Annotated in this window: 21 protein-coding genes; 12 read left to right on the forward strand and 9 right to left on the reverse strand. The window is 73.9% G+C overall.

Annotation, left to right across the window (positions count from 1 at the left end; genetic code table 11):
- Positions 1-109: 109 nt before the first annotated feature.
- Entirely contained in the window at positions 110-277 is a 168-nt protein-coding gene (locus G7Z13_RS07565) for a hypothetical protein (RefSeq protein WP_165997227.1), read from the reverse strand.
- Between G7Z13_RS07565 and G7Z13_RS07570 the strand changes: the two genes are divergently transcribed.
- The 3 genes from G7Z13_RS07570 to G7Z13_RS07580 all read left to right on the forward strand — a co-directional run bounded on the left by G7Z13_RS07570 (position 269) and on the right by G7Z13_RS07580 (position 4,295).
- The gene (locus tag G7Z13_RS07570) at positions 269-1,795 is read left to right on the forward strand and encodes a S8 family serine peptidase (RefSeq protein WP_165997228.1); all 1,527 of its coding nucleotides are present in this window, start codon (positions 269-271) and stop codon (positions 1,793-1,795) included. The genes G7Z13_RS07565 and G7Z13_RS07570 overlap by 9 nt on opposite strands.
- Positions 1,796-1,900: 105 nt before the next feature.
- Positions 1,901-3,265: a CoA transferase gene (locus G7Z13_RS07575; RefSeq protein WP_165997230.1), complete on the forward strand. Its 1,365-nt coding sequence runs from the start codon at positions 1,901-1,903 to the stop codon at positions 3,263-3,265.
- A gap of 25 nt (positions 3,266-3,290) precedes the next feature.
- Positions 3,291-4,295, forward strand: coding sequence for a CopD family protein (locus G7Z13_RS07580; RefSeq protein WP_166004740.1), 1,005 nt, complete (start codon positions 3,291-3,293; stop codon positions 4,293-4,295).
- Positions 4,296-4,363: 68 nt separating this feature from the next.
- On the opposite strand, the gene G7Z13_RS07585 is transcribed toward G7Z13_RS07580, so the two are convergent.
- Positions 4,364-5,035, reverse strand: a complete 672-nt coding sequence (locus G7Z13_RS07585) for a lysoplasmalogenase (RefSeq protein WP_165997232.1) — start codon at positions 5,033-5,035, stop codon at positions 4,364-4,366.
- On the reverse strand, positions 5,032-5,982 hold the full coding sequence (locus G7Z13_RS07590; protein WP_165997235.1) for a sterol desaturase family protein: 951 nt from the start codon (positions 5,980-5,982) through the stop codon (positions 5,032-5,034). Before G7Z13_RS07590 ends, G7Z13_RS07585 begins: the two co-directional genes overlap by 4 nt.
- 161 nt (positions 5,983-6,143) lie before the next feature.
- Here G7Z13_RS07590 and G7Z13_RS07595 point away from each other — a divergent pair, with 161 nt between their 5' ends.
- The 8 genes from G7Z13_RS07595 to G7Z13_RS07630 all read left to right on the forward strand — a co-directional run bounded on the left by G7Z13_RS07595 (position 6,144) and on the right by G7Z13_RS07630 (position 13,080).
- Positions 6,144-6,344, forward strand: a complete 201-nt coding sequence (locus G7Z13_RS07595) for a hypothetical protein (protein ID WP_165997236.1) — start codon at positions 6,144-6,146, stop codon at positions 6,342-6,344.
- A gap of 135 nt (positions 6,345-6,479) precedes the next feature.
- Entirely contained in the window at positions 6,480-7,442 is a 963-nt protein-coding gene (locus G7Z13_RS07600; protein WP_165997237.1) for a hypothetical protein, read from the forward strand.
- A gap of 192 nt (positions 7,443-7,634) precedes the next feature.
- Positions 7,635-8,165: a hypothetical protein gene (locus tag G7Z13_RS07605; protein ID WP_165997238.1), complete on the forward strand. Its 531-nt coding sequence runs from the start codon at positions 7,635-7,637 to the stop codon at positions 8,163-8,165.
- Between the two features lie 2 nt (positions 8,166-8,167).
- The gene (locus G7Z13_RS07610; protein WP_165997240.1) at positions 8,168-9,166 is read left to right on the forward strand and encodes a DEDDh family exonuclease; all 999 of its coding nucleotides are present in this window, start codon (positions 8,168-8,170) and stop codon (positions 9,164-9,166) included.
- Positions 9,167-9,245: 79 nt separating this feature from the next.
- Positions 9,246-9,479, forward strand: coding sequence for a hypothetical protein (locus G7Z13_RS07615; protein ID WP_165997241.1), 234 nt, complete (start codon positions 9,246-9,248; stop codon positions 9,477-9,479).
- Positions 9,480-9,560: 81 nt separating this feature from the next.
- The gene (locus G7Z13_RS07620; protein ID WP_165997242.1) at positions 9,561-10,358 is read left to right on the forward strand and encodes an SURF1 family protein; all 798 of its coding nucleotides are present in this window, start codon (positions 9,561-9,563) and stop codon (positions 10,356-10,358) included.
- A 173-nt stretch (positions 10,359-10,531) separates the two neighbouring features.
- Positions 10,532-12,319, forward strand: coding sequence for a glycoside hydrolase family 15 protein (locus G7Z13_RS07625; protein WP_165997243.1), 1,788 nt, complete (start codon positions 10,532-10,534; stop codon positions 12,317-12,319).
- A gap of 5 nt (positions 12,320-12,324) precedes the next feature.
- Entirely contained in the window at positions 12,325-13,080 is a 756-nt protein-coding gene (locus tag G7Z13_RS07630) for an SDR family oxidoreductase (protein WP_165997245.1), read from the forward strand.
- Between the two features lie 33 nt (positions 13,081-13,113).
- Here the strand turns inward: G7Z13_RS07630 and amaP are convergent, their stop codons facing one another.
- Genes amaP through G7Z13_RS07655 form a run of 5 tightly spaced genes read right to left on the reverse strand, consistent with a single transcriptional unit; the run spans position 13,114 to position 15,383 of the window.
- Positions 13,114-13,701, reverse strand: a complete 588-nt coding sequence (gene amaP, locus G7Z13_RS07635; RefSeq protein ID WP_165997246.1) for an alkaline shock response membrane anchor protein AmaP — start codon at positions 13,699-13,701, stop codon at positions 13,114-13,116.
- Positions 13,698-14,324, reverse strand: coding sequence for a DUF6286 domain-containing protein (locus G7Z13_RS07640; RefSeq protein WP_165997247.1), 627 nt, complete (start codon positions 14,322-14,324; stop codon positions 13,698-13,700). The genes amaP and G7Z13_RS07640 overlap by 4 nt, the downstream gene beginning before the upstream one ends.
- Positions 14,321-14,698, reverse strand: a complete 378-nt coding sequence (locus tag G7Z13_RS07645) for an Asp23/Gls24 family envelope stress response protein (protein ID WP_165997248.1) — start codon at positions 14,696-14,698, stop codon at positions 14,321-14,323. Before G7Z13_RS07645 ends, G7Z13_RS07640 begins: the two co-directional genes overlap by 4 nt.
- Entirely contained in the window at positions 14,695-14,880 is a 186-nt protein-coding gene (locus tag G7Z13_RS07650) for a hypothetical protein (protein ID WP_165997250.1), read from the reverse strand. Before G7Z13_RS07650 ends, G7Z13_RS07645 begins: the two co-directional genes overlap by 4 nt.
- 14 nt (positions 14,881-14,894) lie before the next feature.
- Complete coding sequence (locus G7Z13_RS07655) at positions 14,895-15,383, reverse strand: Asp23/Gls24 family envelope stress response protein (RefSeq protein ID WP_206313024.1); 489 nt, start codon at positions 15,381-15,383, stop codon at positions 14,895-14,897.
- A gap of 87 nt (positions 15,384-15,470) precedes the next feature.
- Here G7Z13_RS07655 and G7Z13_RS07660 point away from each other — a divergent pair, with 87 nt between their 5' ends.
- Positions 15,471-16,190, forward strand: coding sequence for a nucleopolyhedrovirus P10 family protein (locus tag G7Z13_RS07660; RefSeq protein WP_165997251.1), 720 nt, complete (start codon positions 15,471-15,473; stop codon positions 16,188-16,190).
- A 159-nt stretch (positions 16,191-16,349) separates the two neighbouring features.
- Here G7Z13_RS07660 and G7Z13_RS07665 read toward each other — a convergent pair whose 3' ends face one another.
- Positions 16,350-16,781: a helix-turn-helix domain-containing protein gene (locus G7Z13_RS07665; RefSeq protein ID WP_165997252.1), complete on the reverse strand. Its 432-nt coding sequence runs from the start codon at positions 16,779-16,781 to the stop codon at positions 16,350-16,352.
- Positions 16,782-16,928: the final 147 nt, after the last annotated feature.

A 16,928-nucleotide genomic window follows, 5' to 3' on the forward strand; every position in this document is an offset into this window, starting at 1 on the left:
GATCACGCGAACCGGGCGGCGATGGTAGTGGCCCCCGGCGTGATCCGACAGGGGGCTCGCCTCGTGCCCGGCCTCTTGTCCAACGTCACGGCGCCGTGGGGGAACCGGTTCAACCGCGATCGGCGTAAATCTGTGAAGTCATCGTGGTGACGGCATTGCTGGTCAGCGAGTTGGCGATATAGCGTCCCTCTGCACCATCGTCATGCACCTGCCCGAGCACCACCTTGTGTCTCGGGCCGGTTTCGTTTCCGGATGATGTGGAGACCCCATGGCTCATCTGCGCTCCAGACGCCGACTCGCCCTCGCGGTGCCGGTCGTGCTGTCGCTGACCGCCTCGCTCGGCTTCCTGCCCGCGACCGCCTCGGCCGCGCCGGTCCAGGAGACCGCCACGGCGGCGGACGCGCCCGAGCTGGCCTACGTCGTGAACACCAAGGTGAACAAGGGCACGATCGCCGCGGTGAAGAAGGCCGTGACCGCGGCCGGCGGCACCGTCGTCGCGACGTACGCGAAGATCGGTGTGATCGTCGCGCACTCGGCGAACCCCGACTTCGCCAAGGAGATACGCACCGTCCGCGGCGTGCAGTCGGCGGGTGCCACGCGCACCGCGCCGCTGACCCCCGCGGGCACCACGGACGTGGGCGGCGCCGACTTCCTGACGGCCGCGGAGGCCGCGAAGGTGACGGCGGCCTCGGCACAGACGCCGGGCAGCGAGCCGCTGGAGGCCGACCAGTGGGACCTGCGGGCGATCGGCGCGGACAAGGCCGCGCAGATCAACCCGGGCAGCAGGAGCGTCACGGTCGCCGTCATCGACACCGGTGTCGACGACACGCACCCGGACCTCGCCCCGAACTTCTCCAAGTCGCAGTCCGCGAACTGCGCGGGCGGTGTCGCGGACACCAGCGAGGGCGCCTGGCGGCCGTACACCGAGGCGGACTACCACGGCACCCACGTGGCCGGTGAGATCGCCGCGGCCCGCAACGGCGTCGGCGTGGCCGGTGTCGCGCCCGGCGTGAAGGTCTCCGGCATCCAGGTGACCGACCCGAAGAACGGCCTGTTCTACGCGGAGAGCGTCGTCTGCGCCTTCGTGTTCGCCGCCGACCACGGCGTGGAGATCACGAACAACAGCTACTACGTCGACCCGTGGCTGTACAACTGCATGGACGACCCCGACCAGCGGGCCATCGTCGACGCGGTCAACCGGGCCCAGCTGTACGCCCAGAAGAAGGGCACCCTGCACCTGGCGTCCGCGGGCAACTCCAACCACGACCTCGACGCGGACGCGATCGTGGACGACTCCAGCCCGAACGACACCACGCCGGTCGAGCGCACCATCGACCCGCACGAGTGCTACGACGTGCCGACCCAGCTGCCGGGCGTCGTCACGGTCAGCGCGACGGGCGTGCACAACCTCAAGTCGTACTACTCGTCGTACGGCAACGGTGTGGTGGACGTGGCCGCGCCGGGCGGCGACCGGCGGTACCAGCTGCCGGACACCCCGTCGAAGGACGGCCGCATCCTGTCCACGATGCCGAACAACCAGTACGCCTTCCTGCAGGGCACCTCGATGGCCTCGCCGCACGCCGCGGGCGTGGCCGCGCTGCTGAAGTCGGAGCACCCGTGGGCGACTCCGGCGCAGCTGCAGGCGCTGCTGAAGGCGCAGGCGGACAACCCCGGCTGCCCCGAGTCCTACGACCAGGACGGCGACGGCGACCAGGACGCGGTGTGCGAGGGCGGCAAGCGCGTCAACGGGTTCTACGGCTTCGGCATCGTGAACGCGCTGGACGCGGTGAAGTAGCTTCCCTCGGGTCTCTCCTCGGGGTCTCTGCTCGGGGGTCTCTGCTCCGGGTCTCCTTCGATGCCGGGCCGCGCGGTCTTCCGCGCGGCCCGGCATAGTGCACGCATGAGGAACATTGCTGACGCCTGGTCCGCGCTCGGCGGAGACCCGGCACTGGCCGGCCGGGTCACGGTGACGACCCGGCGCGGGGCGCTCGACGCCCGGCTCCCGGTGCGGGAGGCGGCGCGGGCCTGCGTGGCCGTGTGCGCGCTGGCCGCCGCCGAACTGGGCGCGCGGCGGGCCGGGCTCACGCGGGTGCCCGGCGTGCGGGTGGACGACGGGGCGGTGGCGACGGCGTTCACCAGCGAGCGGCACCTGCTGCTCGACGGGCGCGCGCCGGTCGACTTCGCGCCCCTGTCGCGGTTCTGGCGCACGGCGGACGGCTGGGTGCGCACCCACGCCAACTTCCCCCACCACCGTGAGCGGTTGCTGTCCGCGCTCGGCGTCACGCAGGACGAGGTGGAGGCCGCGCTCGCCGAACGGTCCGCGCGGGAGGTCGAGGAGAGCGTCTACGCCGCCGGAGGCCTCGCCGTGGCCGTACGGACGCCCGGCGAGTGGGCCGGGCACCCGCAGGCGGCGGAGGTGGCGCGGCGCGCCCTGGTCGAGCGGGCGCGCCTGGACACGGCCCCCGCGCGGCGGCTCGCCCCGCCGGCCGGCACTCCCCTGCTGCCCGCGGCCGGGCTGCGGGTACTGGACCTGTCGCGGGTCGTCGCCGGGCCCGTGGCCACCCGCACCCTCGCCCTGCTCGGCGCGGACGTGCTCCGCGTGGACCCGCCCCACCTGCCCGAACTGCCCGACCAGCACGCCGACACGGGCTTCGGCAAGCGCTCGGCGGTCCTCGACCTGCGCGCGGGACGGCGTGCCCTCGACGATCTGCTCGCCGCGGCGGACGTCGTCGTCACCGCCTACCGGCCGGGCGCGCTCGACCGGTTCGGGCTGTCCGCCGAGGCGCTGGCCGAACGGCGGCCGGGGCTGGTGGTGGCCCAGCTGTCGGCGTGGGGCGCGTACGGGCCGTGGCGGGAGCGGCGCGGCTTCGACAGCCTGGTCCAGGCCGCCACCGGGATCGCCGTCACCGAGGGCACACCGGAGCGCCCCGGCGTGCTGCCCGCGCAGGCCCTGGACCACGGCTCGGGCCATCTGCTCGCGGCGGCGGTGCTGCGCGCGCTGACGGAGCGGTCCTGCGACGGCGGCGGCCGGCTGGTCCGGGTGGCGCTGGTACGGACGGCGCGGTGGCTGACGGAGGAGGTGACGGCGGACACCGGAGCGGCCGGGGCTGCCTCCTACGACGGCCCGGGGCCCTGGCTGGCCGAGCGGGACAGCCCGCTGGGCCGGCTGCGCTACGCGCTGCCGCCGGTCGCCTTCGAGGGCGGGCCCGCCGACTGGGTCCGGCCGCCGGGGCGCTGGGGGACGGACGAAGCGCGCTGGGCGTGAGACGGGAGAACGCGAGGTGACCTCGATACGACCGGCCTTCGAGGCCGCGGGGACGGAAGCCACCACCGCGCGGCGGCGCGACGGCCTCGGCCGGGCCGTCGCCGTGCTGGTCCTGGTGGCCCTGGGGGCGCTGATCCCGCTCCTCGGGCCGTCCGCCGCCCTGCACGGCACCGGAGAGTCCGCCGCGCCCGGCACCGGCGGCATCGCGCTGCTGCGGACCGTCCTGTTCGCGGCGCTGTGCGTGCCGCTGGGCGAGCTGTTCGTGCGGCGGCTCGCGCGGGCCGTGCCGGGCGCTCCCGCCGTACGGCCGCCCAGTGCGGCGGCGTGGGCGGCGGGCGCCGGGTTCGTGGCCGCGCTGGGGCTGGCCTCGGTGGTGGCGACCGGCAACCTGGTGCCGCGCGGCCCGGGCGACATCGACATCGGCGGACTGTACGCCACGCGGGACGGCACGCTCGCCCTGCTGGAGCTCAACGCGTTCGCCGTGGCGGGCCTGTGCGCCCTGTCGCGCCGTCGGGGGACGCAGGTGTGGCCGCTGGCCGCGGTGGCGGTCGCGGAGGCGCTGCGCGCCCACCCGACGACCGAGCCGAGCCCGCTCGTCGGCTCCGCTCTGACGCTCGTTCACGTGGTGTGCGCGTCGCTGTGGGTGGGCGGTCTGCTGTACGCGCTGCGCACCGTGCGGCTGTGGGGCGCGCAGCGGGCGGGCGCCGCGCTGCTGGGGCTCTACGCGCGCGTGGCGGCCGTTCTGCTCGCCGCGCTCACCGCGACGGGTCTGGTGAGCACGGTGCGCCGGATGCCGCCGGAGACCGTGCTGGAACAGCTGACGACGACGGCGTACGGCCGCACCCTGCTGGCCAAGGTGCTGCTCGTGGCCGTCGTCGCCGCGCTGGCGCTGTGGGCGCGGGTCCGGCTCGCCCGCGCCGCCGACCCGCTGACCGCGTGCGCGCCGGCCCGCGCGGAGGTGGCGGTGCTGGCGGTCGTGGTGGCGGTGTCGGGACTCCTCACGGCGGTGCCGGTGCCGATCCGCTGGTGACGGCCGGACGGTGACCTCACCTCGAGGCCGGCCGAGGGTGGGCGGCCCTCCCCCGGTCTCGGCGGCCTCTACGGGACCGGACGGACCTCACCGCGCGGCGGCGCGGTCACCGGGTGCGCGTCGAGCTCCGTGAGGGTGCCGCGGACGAGCAGGGACTGCGCGGCGAGGTACGTGAGCATGATCCACAGGTCGGGTCGCGGCGGCTGCGGCCAATCGGCGACGCCGGTGGCGATGAGGGTGTCGGAGAGCACGAACAGCGCGCCCCCCACGCCGGCGGTGCGGCCGAACCGGGTCCCCGCGCGGTACGCCATCGCCGTCAGCAGCAGGCTGTAGCCCGCGACGGGCACACGCAGATCGGCGGGCAGGCCGGGCCAGAGGGCGGCGAGGGTCGCGGCGAGGACGACGCCGTACCCGGCGAGCAGGGCGCGGTGGCGGGCGCGGCGACGGCCGTACGCCCAAAAGAGCAGCAGGTAGCAGACGTGCCCGGCGGCGAACGAGGCCATGCCCGCGAGGAAGGCGGGCTCCGCGCCGGACAGCAGCAGGACGTCTCCGCCCCAGCCGCACAGCAGCGCCGCGACCAGCAGCCGGGGGGCGCCGTGGAGGGCCGCGTGCGCGGCCAGCAGGGGCATCAGGAGGGGCTTGGCGACCAGGTGGCCGGCGTCGAAACCGGCCGCGAGGCTGACGAGGTCGGCGAGGGCCGCGACGGCGAAAGCGGTGAGCAGGGCGCGGCGGAGTCTCATGCGACGACGGCCTCGTCGGCCGCCTTCCCGCCGTCGGTCTGCACGGTGGCTGGCACGGAGTCACCGTCGGCCTTGGGCGTGGGCGGCACAGGCTCGCCGTCGGTCGTGGGCGTGGGCGGCGCGGGCTGCCAGCCCGGTCCCCGGAACACGCGCCCCGCCCGCTCGCGCCAGCCGGACGCGGCCCTCAGGTCCCTGGCGATGGCGACGTACTCGTGGGTGGCGACCTTCAGCGGGTTGTAGGTGTCGATGTTCTTCGTCAGCCCGTAGACGGGCCGTTCGGTCTCGGGGGTGAAGGAGCCGAAGAGGCGGTCCCAGACGATGAGGATGCCGCCGAAGTTGCGGTCCAGGTAGCCGCCCTGGGAGGCGTGGTGCACCCGGTGGTGGGACGGCGTGTTGAAGACGAACTCGAACCAGCGGGGCATCTTGTCGATGCGCTCGGTGTGGATCCAGAACTGGTAGACGAGGTTCGCCGACGAGCAGAAGGCGAGCGCGGCCGGGTGCACGCCGGCGGCGATCATGGGGACGTAGAACGGCCAGACGGTCAGCGAGGTCCAGGGCTGGCGCAGCGCGGTGGTGAGGTTGAACTTCCGGCTGGAGTGGTGGACCACGTGGCAGGCCCACAGGATGCGGATGACGTGGTGGCCGCGGTGGGACCAGTAGTAGAAGAAGTCCTGCGCGAGGAGCATCAGGGTCACGGTCCACCACAGCACGGGCACGCGCAGCGGGGTGAGTTCGTAGACCGCCGTGTAGATGGCGACGACCGGGAACTTCCACAGGAAGTCGAAGAACAGGCTGCCGAGTCCCATGGTCACGCTGGTCGCGGCGTCCTTGGTCTCGTACCCGGCGTGGTCGTCGTCGGGATGGAGCCGAACGCTGATCATCTCGATGATCGTGAGCAGCAGGAAGGCGGGTATCGACCAGACCACGACATTGGGGAGGTTCGGCATTCCTGCACCGTAGGACCGCGGTACGGCGGGGTCCAGACGTTGTTACCGATAAGTATTACCAGCGGTAAGCGCTTGTTTGTTGGCGATCTCCGCCAATGGCGCCACGCGCGCGTGCCTACGATTTCCTGCGCCGAGGGGGAACGGGGGCGGAGCCGGGGAGCATGCAGGGGCTGGAGACGGTGCTGGTCCGGCTGGCCGCGACGGTGGCTTCGTCGCTGGTGAAACCGGTCGTGAAATCCATGGTGCAGCCGGGCACGGGCGCGGGCCTGGTGGCGGACCCGGTACGGCCGCTGCCGAAGCCCGCGCCACCGGAGAAACTGGCCCGCGTGCTGTCCGCGCGGATCGCTCACGCCCACGCGTGACTGCCGGAGCACGAGCGGCTGGCGGCCGTCGCGGCCGTCCAGGACGCCTTCGCGGCGGCGGCACCGCTCGACGCCGACCGGCTCTTCACCGCCGACCTGGACCCCGCGCGACTGGCGCGCGAGATCCGGCGGCCCGTGCCGGACCTCGCGGAACGGGAGATCGCCGCGGTCGAGGGCGTCGCCCTCTCGCGCGAGGAGCAGACCGCGCTGCTGCAGCGGCTGGCGTACTGGATGATCCGCAACGCCCAGGTCCAGGCCGAGCGGGACGAGGTCGTCGCCATGCTCGACGAGTGGCTGGCCGCGATGCCGCAGGTGCGCCGGCAGGGCGACGCCGAGCAGGTCTTCACGCATCTGCTGATCCCCAGCGGCCTGCGGCGGGAGCCGGTGCCCGGATACGTGGACTTCGTGCACCGCACCTTCCAGGACCACCTCGGTGCCAAGGCGGCCGTGGAGTCACGGGATTTCGGGGTGCTGGCCCGCAACGCCCACGACGACCAGTGGGACGACGTGGTGCGGATGGCGGTGGGGCACGCGCGCGTGGCGGAACGCGGGCGCCTGCTGCGGCAGTTGCTGCGCCGCGCGGACCGGGTCAAACGGCACCGGGAGCGGCTGGTGCTGCTGGCGGCGGCCTGCCTGGAGCACGCGCCCGAACTGGACCCCGAGGTGCGCGCGGAGGTGGAACGGCGGACCGGCGAGCTGGTGCCGCCGAAAAGCGCGCGGCAGGCCGAGTCGCTGGCCAAGGCCGGGGAACTGGTGGTGGAACTGCTGCCGGGGCCGGACGGGCTGAGCGACGAGGAGGCCGCGGCCGTGATCCGCACGGCGCGGCTGGTCGGGGGTGACGCCGCGTTGCGGGTGATCGCCCGGTTCCGCGGCGACCAGCGTCCGCGCATCCGCGCGGAGTGGGGCTGGGCCTGGTCGTCGTTCGATGCGGCCGAGTACTTCGAGAAGGTGCTCCGCGGGCAGGTCCGGCCCGATCACACGGTGCTCTTCGAGACCGCCGAACAGCTGGCGTACCGGCCCCGGCTGCCGGAACTGACGAGCGCCCAGGTGGCGGGCGACCACGGCATCCCGGAGGCCGTCCTGGAACACACCCGCTGACGTTCCTCCAGTCGTCGACAACCCCTCGCTCGCCGATCTGTCGCCCCTGCGCCGGCTGCCCCGCCTCGAGAGCCTCGGACTCCTCTCCTGCCGCACCGTGCGCGACCTCGGCTCGACGGCCGGGCTGCCCGTGCGCAAGCTCTTTTCCTCAACCTGACGCCCGCGCGGCTGTCATTGGCACCGCTCGGCGACATGCCCGCCCTGCGGCACCTGGTGTTCGACTTCACGCCGGCGGAGAAGAGCCTGGCGGAGCTTCCCTTCGCGACGCGGCTCACCGGTCTCGGCTTCTTCCGCGCCGCCGCGGCCATGAAGCTGACGGGTCTGGAGGCGCTGCGCGAGCTGGAGTGGCTGACCGTCAACGAGGACCACCAGTGGCTCGACTTCCTGGCCGCCGGCGCGTTCGCGCCGCTGAGGACGCTTCAAGTCCTGGACGTCCGTTATGTCGACCTCGCCCGCATCGTGCCGCACCAGGACCTCGAATACCTGTATGTCGGCAAGGCGGACCGCGTGGGCAACGTCGCCGCCCTGGCCGAGCTGCCCCTGCTGCGAAAGGTGCACTTCTCCCGCTGCGGCAGCCTCGACGCCGCCCCCCCTCATCGCCCTGGAACACCTCACCGTCTCCGTCGACTGACCTTCGCGCACACGCGTACGACCCCCGAACGGGCAGGCCTGCCACGGCACCTGAGGGAGGGCGCTGTCAGTCCCGGGCCGTATCCTCGGTGACCATGCTCGAAGACCACACGACCGCAGCGTCCTCCGCCACGACGTGGCCGGCCGCGTATCCGCACGGATACGCGGTCGTTGACGTGGAGACCACCGGCCTGGCCCGCGACGACCGGATAATCTCCGCGGCCGTCTACCGGCTGGACGCGCGCGGCGAGGTCGAGGACCACTGGTACACGCTGGTCAACCCGGAGCGCGACCCCGGCCCCGTGTGGATCCACGGTCTGACGAGCGAGGCCCTGGAGGGCGCGCCGCTCTTCGCGGACATCGCCGAGGAGTTCGCGACCCGCCTGGAGGGCCGGGTGCTGGTCGCGCACAACGCGGTCTTCGACTGGCAGATGATCGCCCGGGAGTACGCGCGGGCGCGGCGCGAGCCGCCGGTACGGCAGCGGCTGTGCACCATCGCGCTGTCCAAGGCGCTCGACCTGCCGCTGCCGAACCACAAGCTGGAGTCGCTGGCGGCGCACTTCGGCGTGGTCCAGCGGCGCGCGCACCACGCGCTGGACGACGCGCGGGTACTGGCCGAGGCGTTCCGGCCGAGCCTGCACGCCGCGGCCCGGGGCGGCCTGCGGCTGCCGCTGCACGAGTGCCGGCCGCTGACCGAGTGGACGGACCGGCCCGTGCCGCGCATCGGACAGCAGGCGGGCGGCCCGGGCGGCTACGGACACCGGGCGACCGGCTGGCGGCCCGCCAGGAAGCGGCCCGCGTGCCCGTACCCCAACCCCGGCCGGTACGAAGAGGGCAAAAGGCTCAAACAGGGCATGCGGGTGGCGTTCTCCGGCGACACCTCGGTGGAGCGGGAGCTGCTGGAGGACCGCGCGGTCGAGGCCGGCCTGCACGTGGCGACCAGCCTGTCCCGGCTGACCAGCCTGCTCGTCACCAACGACCCGGACTCGGGCACGTCGAAGGTGCTCAAGGCGCGGCAGTACGGCACACCCGTGGTCGACGAGGCCGCGTTCGGCCAGCTGCTGGCAGATGTGGAACCGGCCTCGGAGCAGTGACCGTACGGACGGGTGATTGCCGCGCGACTCGCCCGTCGCCCACTCGCCCGCGCGGCGGGGACGGCTCACCCTGTGGCGCATGGCGACTTGCGAAGTTTGCGGCAACAGCTACGGCATGACCTTCGAGGTGCACGCCCAGGGCGCGGTCCACGTCTTCGACTGCTTCTCCTGCGCGATCCACCGCATGGCCCCGATCTGCGAGCACTGCCGGGTGCAGATCATCGGGCAGGGCGTCGACGTCGAGGGCCACTGGTACTGCGGCGCCCACTGCGCCCGGGCGGAGGGGAAGGTGGGCATCGTCGACCACGTCTGAGTCCGGACCCGACGGGCGATCCGCCCCACCCCGGTCCCCCCTGCCGACAGCACCCCACGACCCAAGATGTACCGTCGTGGGGTGTACCGCTTCCTGTTGTCCCGGCAGTGGGTGATCCTCACCCTTGTCGCCCTCGCGCTCATCCCGACGATGATCGAGCTGGGCTTCTGGCAGCTGCACCGGCACGAGCACAAGGTCGCGCTGAACCGGGTGATCGCGGACTCGCTGGCGTCGAAGCCGGTGCCGGCCGAGTCGCTGACCGCGCCCGGAGCCGAGGTGAAGGACGCGGACCTGTACCGGCCGGTGACGGCGAAGGGCCGCTTCGACACCGGCCGCGAGGTCGTCGTACGCCGGCGCACCAACGCGGACGACCAGGTCGGCTTCCACGTCCTCACCCCCTTCGTGCTCACCGACGGCAAGGTCCTGCTGGTCAACCGGGGGTGGATCCCCGCGGGTGACCTCGGCGAGACCGCGTTCCCGAAGATCCCGGCGCCGCCGCGCGGCGAGATCACCGTCACCGGGCGGCTGATGGCCGACCAGACGACCGCCGAGAGCGGCATCAAGAACGTCCAGGACCTGCCGGACCGCCAGATCATGCTGATCAACAGCGGGCTGGAGGCGAAGCGCCTCGGCGAGCAGGTCCTCGGCGGTTACGTCGAACTGACCGCGCCGCGCCCCCGCGGCGACCTCCCGCAGCTCCTCCCCGCCCCCGACCACGACGACATCGGCCCGCACCTGGCGTACGCCGTCCAGTGGTGGCTGTTCGCCGCCGCCGTCCCGGTCGGCTGGGTGGTCCTCGCCCGCCGCGAGGCCCGCGACCGGGCGCAGACGAGGGAACGGGACGACGAGACACCGGAGCCCGAGCCGGCCCCGGTGTAGCCGGGGGCGCAGGCCGGGCCGGGTGGAGCCGGAGCCGTGGTGCAGCCGGAGCGCGAGCCGGCCCCACGGTGCAGCCGGAGCGCGAGCCGGCCCCGCGAAGCCCGAGCCGTCCGTTACGACCGGCGCCCGATCCCGCCCCGATTGGCCCCCGGTCCGCCGGGAACCCGCACTCCGTGCATCCCCGTATCGAGGACTACGCGCTCATCGGCGACGAGCAGACGGCGGCGCTCGTCGGCCGGGACGGATCCGTCGACTGGCTCTGCCTGCCCCGCTTCGACTCGGGCGCCTGCTTCGCCAAGCTGCTCGGCGACGAGGAGAACGGCCACTGGAAGCTGGCCCCGAAAGGGGCCGAGGGTCCCTGCACCCGCCGCGCCTACCGCCCCGGCACACTGGTGCTGGACACCGAGTGGGAGACCCCGCAGGGCGCGGTGCGGGTCACCGACCTGATGCCGCAGCGCGACCGCGCCCCCGACCTCGTCCGCATCGTCGAGGGCCTGAGCGGCAGCGTCACCATGCACGGCGTACTGCGGCTGCGGTTCGACTACGGCTCGATCGTGCCGTGGGTGCGCCGCTCCGACGGCCACCGGGTGGCCGTCGCGGGCCCCGACTCGGCATGGCTGCGCAGCGAGCCCCCGGTCGACACCTGGGGCAAGGACTTCTCCACCCACTGCGAGTTCACGGTCCGCGCGGGCGAGCGGGTCGCGTTCGTGCTCACCTGGCACCCCTCGCACGAACCGCGCCCGCCGCTGGTCGACCCGTACGAGGCGCTGGAGCACAGCGTCGCCGACTGGCAGGCCTGGTCGGCCCGGTGCCGCTACGAGGGCCCGTACCGCGACGAGGTGCTCCGCTCCCTGATCACCCTGAAGGCGCTCACCTACGCCCCGACCGGCGGCATCGTCGCCGCGCCCACCACCTCCCTGCCCGAGGAGATCGGCGGGGTACGCAACTGGGACTACCGCTACTGCTGGCTGCGCGACTCCACCCTCACCCTCGGCGCCCTGCTCGCGGCGGGCTACCGGGAGGAGGCCGAGGCGTGGCGCGAGTGGCTGCTGCGCGCGGTCGCGGGCGACCCGGCCGACCTGCAGATCATGTACGGGCTGGCGGGCGAGCGGCGGCTGCCGGAGACCGAGCTGCCCTGGCTGCCGGGGTTCGCCGACTCCCGGCCGGTGCGGATCGGCAACGCGGCCGTCAAGCAGGTGCAGCTGGACGTGTACGGCGAGGTGATGGACACCCTGTCGCTGGCCAGGAGCGCGGGCATGGAACTGCTGCCCCAGGCCTGGGACATCCAGCGGTCGATGGTGGACTTCCTGAGCCGGGCCTGGCGGGAGCCGGACGAGGGGCTGTGGGAGGTGCGCGGCGGGCGCCGGCACTTCGTCCACTCCAAGGTGATGGTGTGGGTGGCGGCCGACCGCGCGGTGCGCGCCCTGGAGCGTTACCCGCAGCTCAGGGGCGACCGGGAGCGCTGGGAGGCGCTGCGTGACGAGGTGCACCGCGAGGTGTGCGAGCGCGGCTACGACCCCGCGCGGAACACCTTCACCCAGTCCTACGGCTCACGGGAGCTGGACGCCGCGCTGCTGCTGATCCCGCGCGTCGGCTTCCTGCCCTCCGACGACCCGAGGGTGCTGGGCACCATCGACGCGGTCCGCAAGGAGCTGAGCCACGGCGGCCTCATGCGCCGCTACAGCGTCCTGCACACCACCGTCGACGGGCTGCCCGGCGACGAGGGCACCTTCCTGGTGTGCTCGTTCTGGCTGGCCGACGCCCTGCACCTGACGGGCCGTACGGAGGAGGCCCGCGAGCTGTTCGAGCACCTGGTGGGGCTCGTCAACGACGTGGGTCTGCTGGCGGAGGAGTACGACCCCTCGACCGGCCGCCAGCTCGGCAACTTCCCGCAGGCCTTCAGCCACATCGGACTGGTGAACACCGCCCTCGCCCTGTACGGGGGCGAGCGGGCAGGATAGAGCCCATGGATCTTGGACTGAAGGACCGGGTGTACGTCGTCACCGGAGGCACGCGCGGCCTCGGCAACGCCTCCGCGCGGGAAATGGTCGCCGACGGGGCGAAGGTGGTCATCACCGGACGGGACGAGAAGACCGTCGCCGACGCGGCGGCCGCGCTGGGCCCGGACGCGGTCGGGGTGGCGGTGGACAACGCCGACCCGCAGGCGCCCGAACGGGTGATCGCCGCCGCGCGGGAGCGGTTCGGGCGGTTCGACGGCGTCCTCGTCAGCGTCGGCGGACCGCCCGCCGGGTTCGTCGCCGACACCACCGACGAGCAGTGGCGGACGGCGTTCGAGTCGGTGTTCCTGGGCGCGGTGCGGCTGGCCCGCGCGGCGGCCGCGGAGCTGGACGAGGGCGGCGTCATCGGGTTCGTGCTGTCGGGGTCCGTCTACGAGCCGATCGCCGGGCTGACCGTCTCCAACGGCCTGCGGCCCGGGCTCGCGGGCTTCGCCAAGTCCCTCTCGGACGAGCTGGGCCCGCGCGGCATCCGGGTGATCGGGGTGCTGCCGGGGCGCATCGACACCGACCGGGTGCGCGAGCTGGACGCCCTGTCCGCGGATCCGGAGGCGACGCGCGCGGCGTCCGAGTCGCAGATCCCGCTGCGCCGGTACGGCACGCCGCAGGAGTTCGGGCGGACGGCGGCGTTCCTGCTGTCCCCGGCCGCGTCCTATCTGACCGGTGTCATGGTGCCGGTGGACGGCGGGGCCCGGCACGGCTTCTGAGCCGCACGGCTGCCGAGCCGCCTGCCGGGCCGGTCAGCTGACGCGCTCCGCGTGGTGCCTGGCGCCGCGCAGGCGGACCTCCGCGGGCAGCGCGGCCAGGCCCGCCGACTCGCGGGCGTGGGCCAAGGGCCGGTCGGTGAGGTCCCGCAGGGCGGTGCCCGGGTCGGTGTCCGGTTCCAGCAGCAGCCGTACGCGGGCCTTCGGGGCGGTGCGGCGGCCGGTGAGCCGGACGTGGGCGCGGGCGACGCCGTCCAGCCCGGCCGTCTCCGTCTCCAAGGCGTCCTCCAGGGCCCGGCCCCGCAGGTGCGCTCCCTCGCCGTCGCCGGTGTCGACCAGGACCTCGGTCAGCCGATGGCGGCGCAGCACGGCGGCCAGCCACCACAGGGCGAGCAGGAGGAGCACGGCGAGGACGGCGATGACGACGGGCCACCACCAGCCGGGGCCCCGCCAGCGGGTGCGTTCGCCCGCGCTGAGCAGCACGTCGTCGCGGCCCTGGTGGATCCACCAGGAGGGTGCCGGCGCGCCGAGGCCGACGGCGAGGACGGAGCCCCCCAGCACGAGGAGGACGAGCCCCAGGAGGCCGAGCAGGACGCGGTTGACGGTCGTGGCCACGCTTCTCACCCTTTCCGTCCGGGCCGCCGGACGCGCACGGACAGGGTGGGCGGCCGGGCCAGGCCCAGGGACGTGACCGCCTCGCCGAGCACGGCGTCCAGATCGGCGCGGACGTCGTCCAGTTCGCGGAAGTGGGACACCGCGCGGACGTCGGCTTTCCGGCGGCGCACGCGTACCCGGGCCGACTGCACACCCGACACGTCCATGGCCCGGTCGCGCAGCATGGCCGCGGCGGCCGGCCGGTCCAGCACGGCGCGCACGTCGGGGTGGGTGCGCCGCATCGGCAGCAGGGAGCGCAGGCCGGGCGTGAGGGCGAGGAGGAGCAGCCAGAGACCGAGGGCCGCGGCGACGGCGGCGCCGGTGAGGACCCAGACGTCGTCCAGGGGCCGTTCGGCGAGCTGCCCGGCGAGCGCGCGGCGCCAGCGCATGCCCGGCCGGCCCGCGCGGACGGCGGCGATGTCGTAGAGGAAGAGGCCCACGAGGGCGAGCAGCAGCACGGCGGCGATGCCGGCGGGGACGCGGCGCGCGGACCAGAACCGGCGGGCGGTGCCCGGCGTGGTCGCGTCCGGAGCGTCCTTCTCCAGGACCGGCACCGGCCGGGTGGTGCCCGGGGAGCCGTGGGGTTCGCTCATCGCGTCCTCCCCTGTGCCGTGGCGGACGCCGGCGGGTACAGCCGCTCCACCTGGACGGCGACCTCCGGCACGTCGAATCCCACCAGCGCGCCCACCCGCTCCCTGACGTGCCGGCGTACGGCCCGGCAGCGGGCGCCGACGTCGGCGGGATAGCCGAGTTCGAGGTGGACGCGGACGCGGGCGGTGTCGTGACGGACGACCACGGTCGCGTGCGGCGGCGTGGCCTCCGCGGGCAGCTCGCCCGCCGCCTCACGGGCCGCCTGGGAGGCGATCTTGGCGACGACCCGGTCGGCGATCCGGGTCGCGCCGCGCTCGCCCGGCGGCACGGCTGTCGGGGGACGCGAGATTCCGGCCCCCTCGCTCACCCCGGTCACCGCCGCCGGTCGTCACGCGGACGGAACAGGTCGCCGAGGTCCATGTCCCCCTCCAGGAACCGGCCGACGACGAACCCGACGGCACCCAGGGCCGCCACCAGCAGGAACGCGCCGAATCCGCCGAAATATCCGGCGAAGCCCAGCGCCATACCGGCGATCAAGCCGACCACGGCCATGCTCATGCTGCGCTCCTATGTCACTGGATCCGGGGCTCCGGCTGTTCCTCGTCCTCCTCGTCCGGGAGCTTGACGTCGCTGACGGCGATGTTGACCTCGACCACCTCGAGGCCAGTCATCCGCTCCACGGCGCCGATGACGTTCTCCCGCACGTCGCGGGCGACGTCGGCGATCGCGAAGCCGTACTCGACGACGATCTCCAGGTCGAGCGCGGTCTGCTTCTCGCCGACCTCGGCCTTCACGCCGCGGGTCACCGACTTCGCGCCGCCGGGCACCCGGTCGCGGACGGCGCCGAAGGTGCGGCTGAGGCCGCTGCCCATGGCGTGCACACCCTCGACGTCCCGGGCGGCGAGCCCGGCGATCTTCTCCACCACGCCGTCGGCGATGGTGGTGCGCCCCCGGGAGCCGGGGTCGCCGCCGCCGCGCTGGGTGGCCTTGCGGGTCTGCACCGGCGAGTCGGTGCCGCCCTCGGAGGTCTGCGTCCGGTTCCGGTCGGTCATGTCGGTCATCGCCGTACGTCCCTCTCGGTCGTCGTTCTTCGACCACCGTAAGCCGGGTTGCTCGGTCGCGCGCTGTGGATGGGGCACGCTGGAGCAATGACGGAGCGTTGGACGCGGGCAGTACGCGAACAGTTGGGTCTCGGCAGGATCCTGCCTCTGGGTGACGCGCGCGATGGTGCGTGGATCACGGAGGACGCGGCACGGGCGGTGCTGCGGGGCGCCGTGGACGGGGTGACGGGTGTCCGGCTGGGCGACCTGCGGATCGGCCTGGCCGACCCGGAGCACACCTACGATCCGGCCGTACCGGCCCCGCCGAGCGCGCTGCCGCCGGGGCCACTGCGGGTCACGGCGGAGCTGGCGGCCGTGGCGGCGCTGCCGCTGCCGGAGTCCGCGGCGCGGGTACGGCTCGCGCTCGCGGAGGTCTCGGCGCGGCGGCTGGGGCTGCGGGTCGCGGAGGTGGACCTGCGGGTGACGGACCTGCTGGACGAGGATCCGGGCCCGGCCGCGGTACGGCCGCCCGAGCCGCCGGCCGCGCCCGAGCCCGACCCGGGCGACGCGGCGCGCGTGGCGTCCGTGGCGCTCTCCGTGCCCGGCGTCGCCCGCCTGACCGGCGCGCTGGGCGGCATGGGCCGCGGCGTGCACGTCGAGCGGCCACGGGACGGCGACGACGCCCTGGCGCGCCGGCACGTCTGGCTGGAACTGGCCGTCCTCGCGGATCACCGTGCCGTGGAGGTGGCCCGCGAGGTCCGCGCCCGCGTGGGCGAGGCCCTGCCGGACCACCCGACGGTGGCGGTCCTGGTCACGTCGGCGGGCTGAGCGACACAGCCACCCGCCACGCCCGCGCACCCGGCCGCCCGCCGTGCCGCGGCGACCGCCGCGCGGTGTGCGCACTCCTCCGAACGGGCGAATCGCGGGCGAAGCCGCTGGGCAGTGACCGCACCCCTGGCTCCGGGCGGACTGGGGCAGCGCTGCCCGTCAGCGCTCCGGCTGTGCGTGGGACGGACCTGCCTGCGGCGCCGCCTCCGCTGCCGCTGCCGTGGCGTCGTAGGCGGCTCGGGCCTGGGCGATCGCGCCGCGGTGCCGCTCCGCCCACTCCACGAAGCCGGTCAGGTGGGAGTACAGCTCTCGCGCCATGGCAGTGAGGCTGTACTCGACCTTCGGCGGCACGGTGGGATGAACGGTCCGTGTCAGCAGACCGTCGCGTTCGAGCCTGCGCAGGTTCAAGGTGAGCATCCGTCGGCTGATGCCTTCGATGGAGCGTTCCAGCTCAGTGAACCTGATGGGGCCACGGGCGGCGGCGACCAGGATGCTGATGCTCCACTTGCCCGCCACATGGTCGATGACCTCGACGAGTGGACACGCCTCGGCGGTGACCTCCTCGGACACATGCGTGTGACTGCGGGACATAAAAGTGCCTCCTTACCCGAACGGCCAGGGTTACAGAAGATGGCCGCTGTAACAAATAGTGCGCCAAAGGGTGCGCCAAAGGAGGTTCGACCATGCCCCTGCCTGCCACAAGGGCGAGTGCGTCACCGTGGCTGACCGTCGTCCTGC

It is taken from the genome of Streptomyces sp. JB150, assembly GCF_011193355.1.
In the GTDB taxonomy this organism is placed as follows: Bacteria; Actinomycetota; Actinomycetes; order Streptomycetales; family Streptomycetaceae; genus Streptomyces.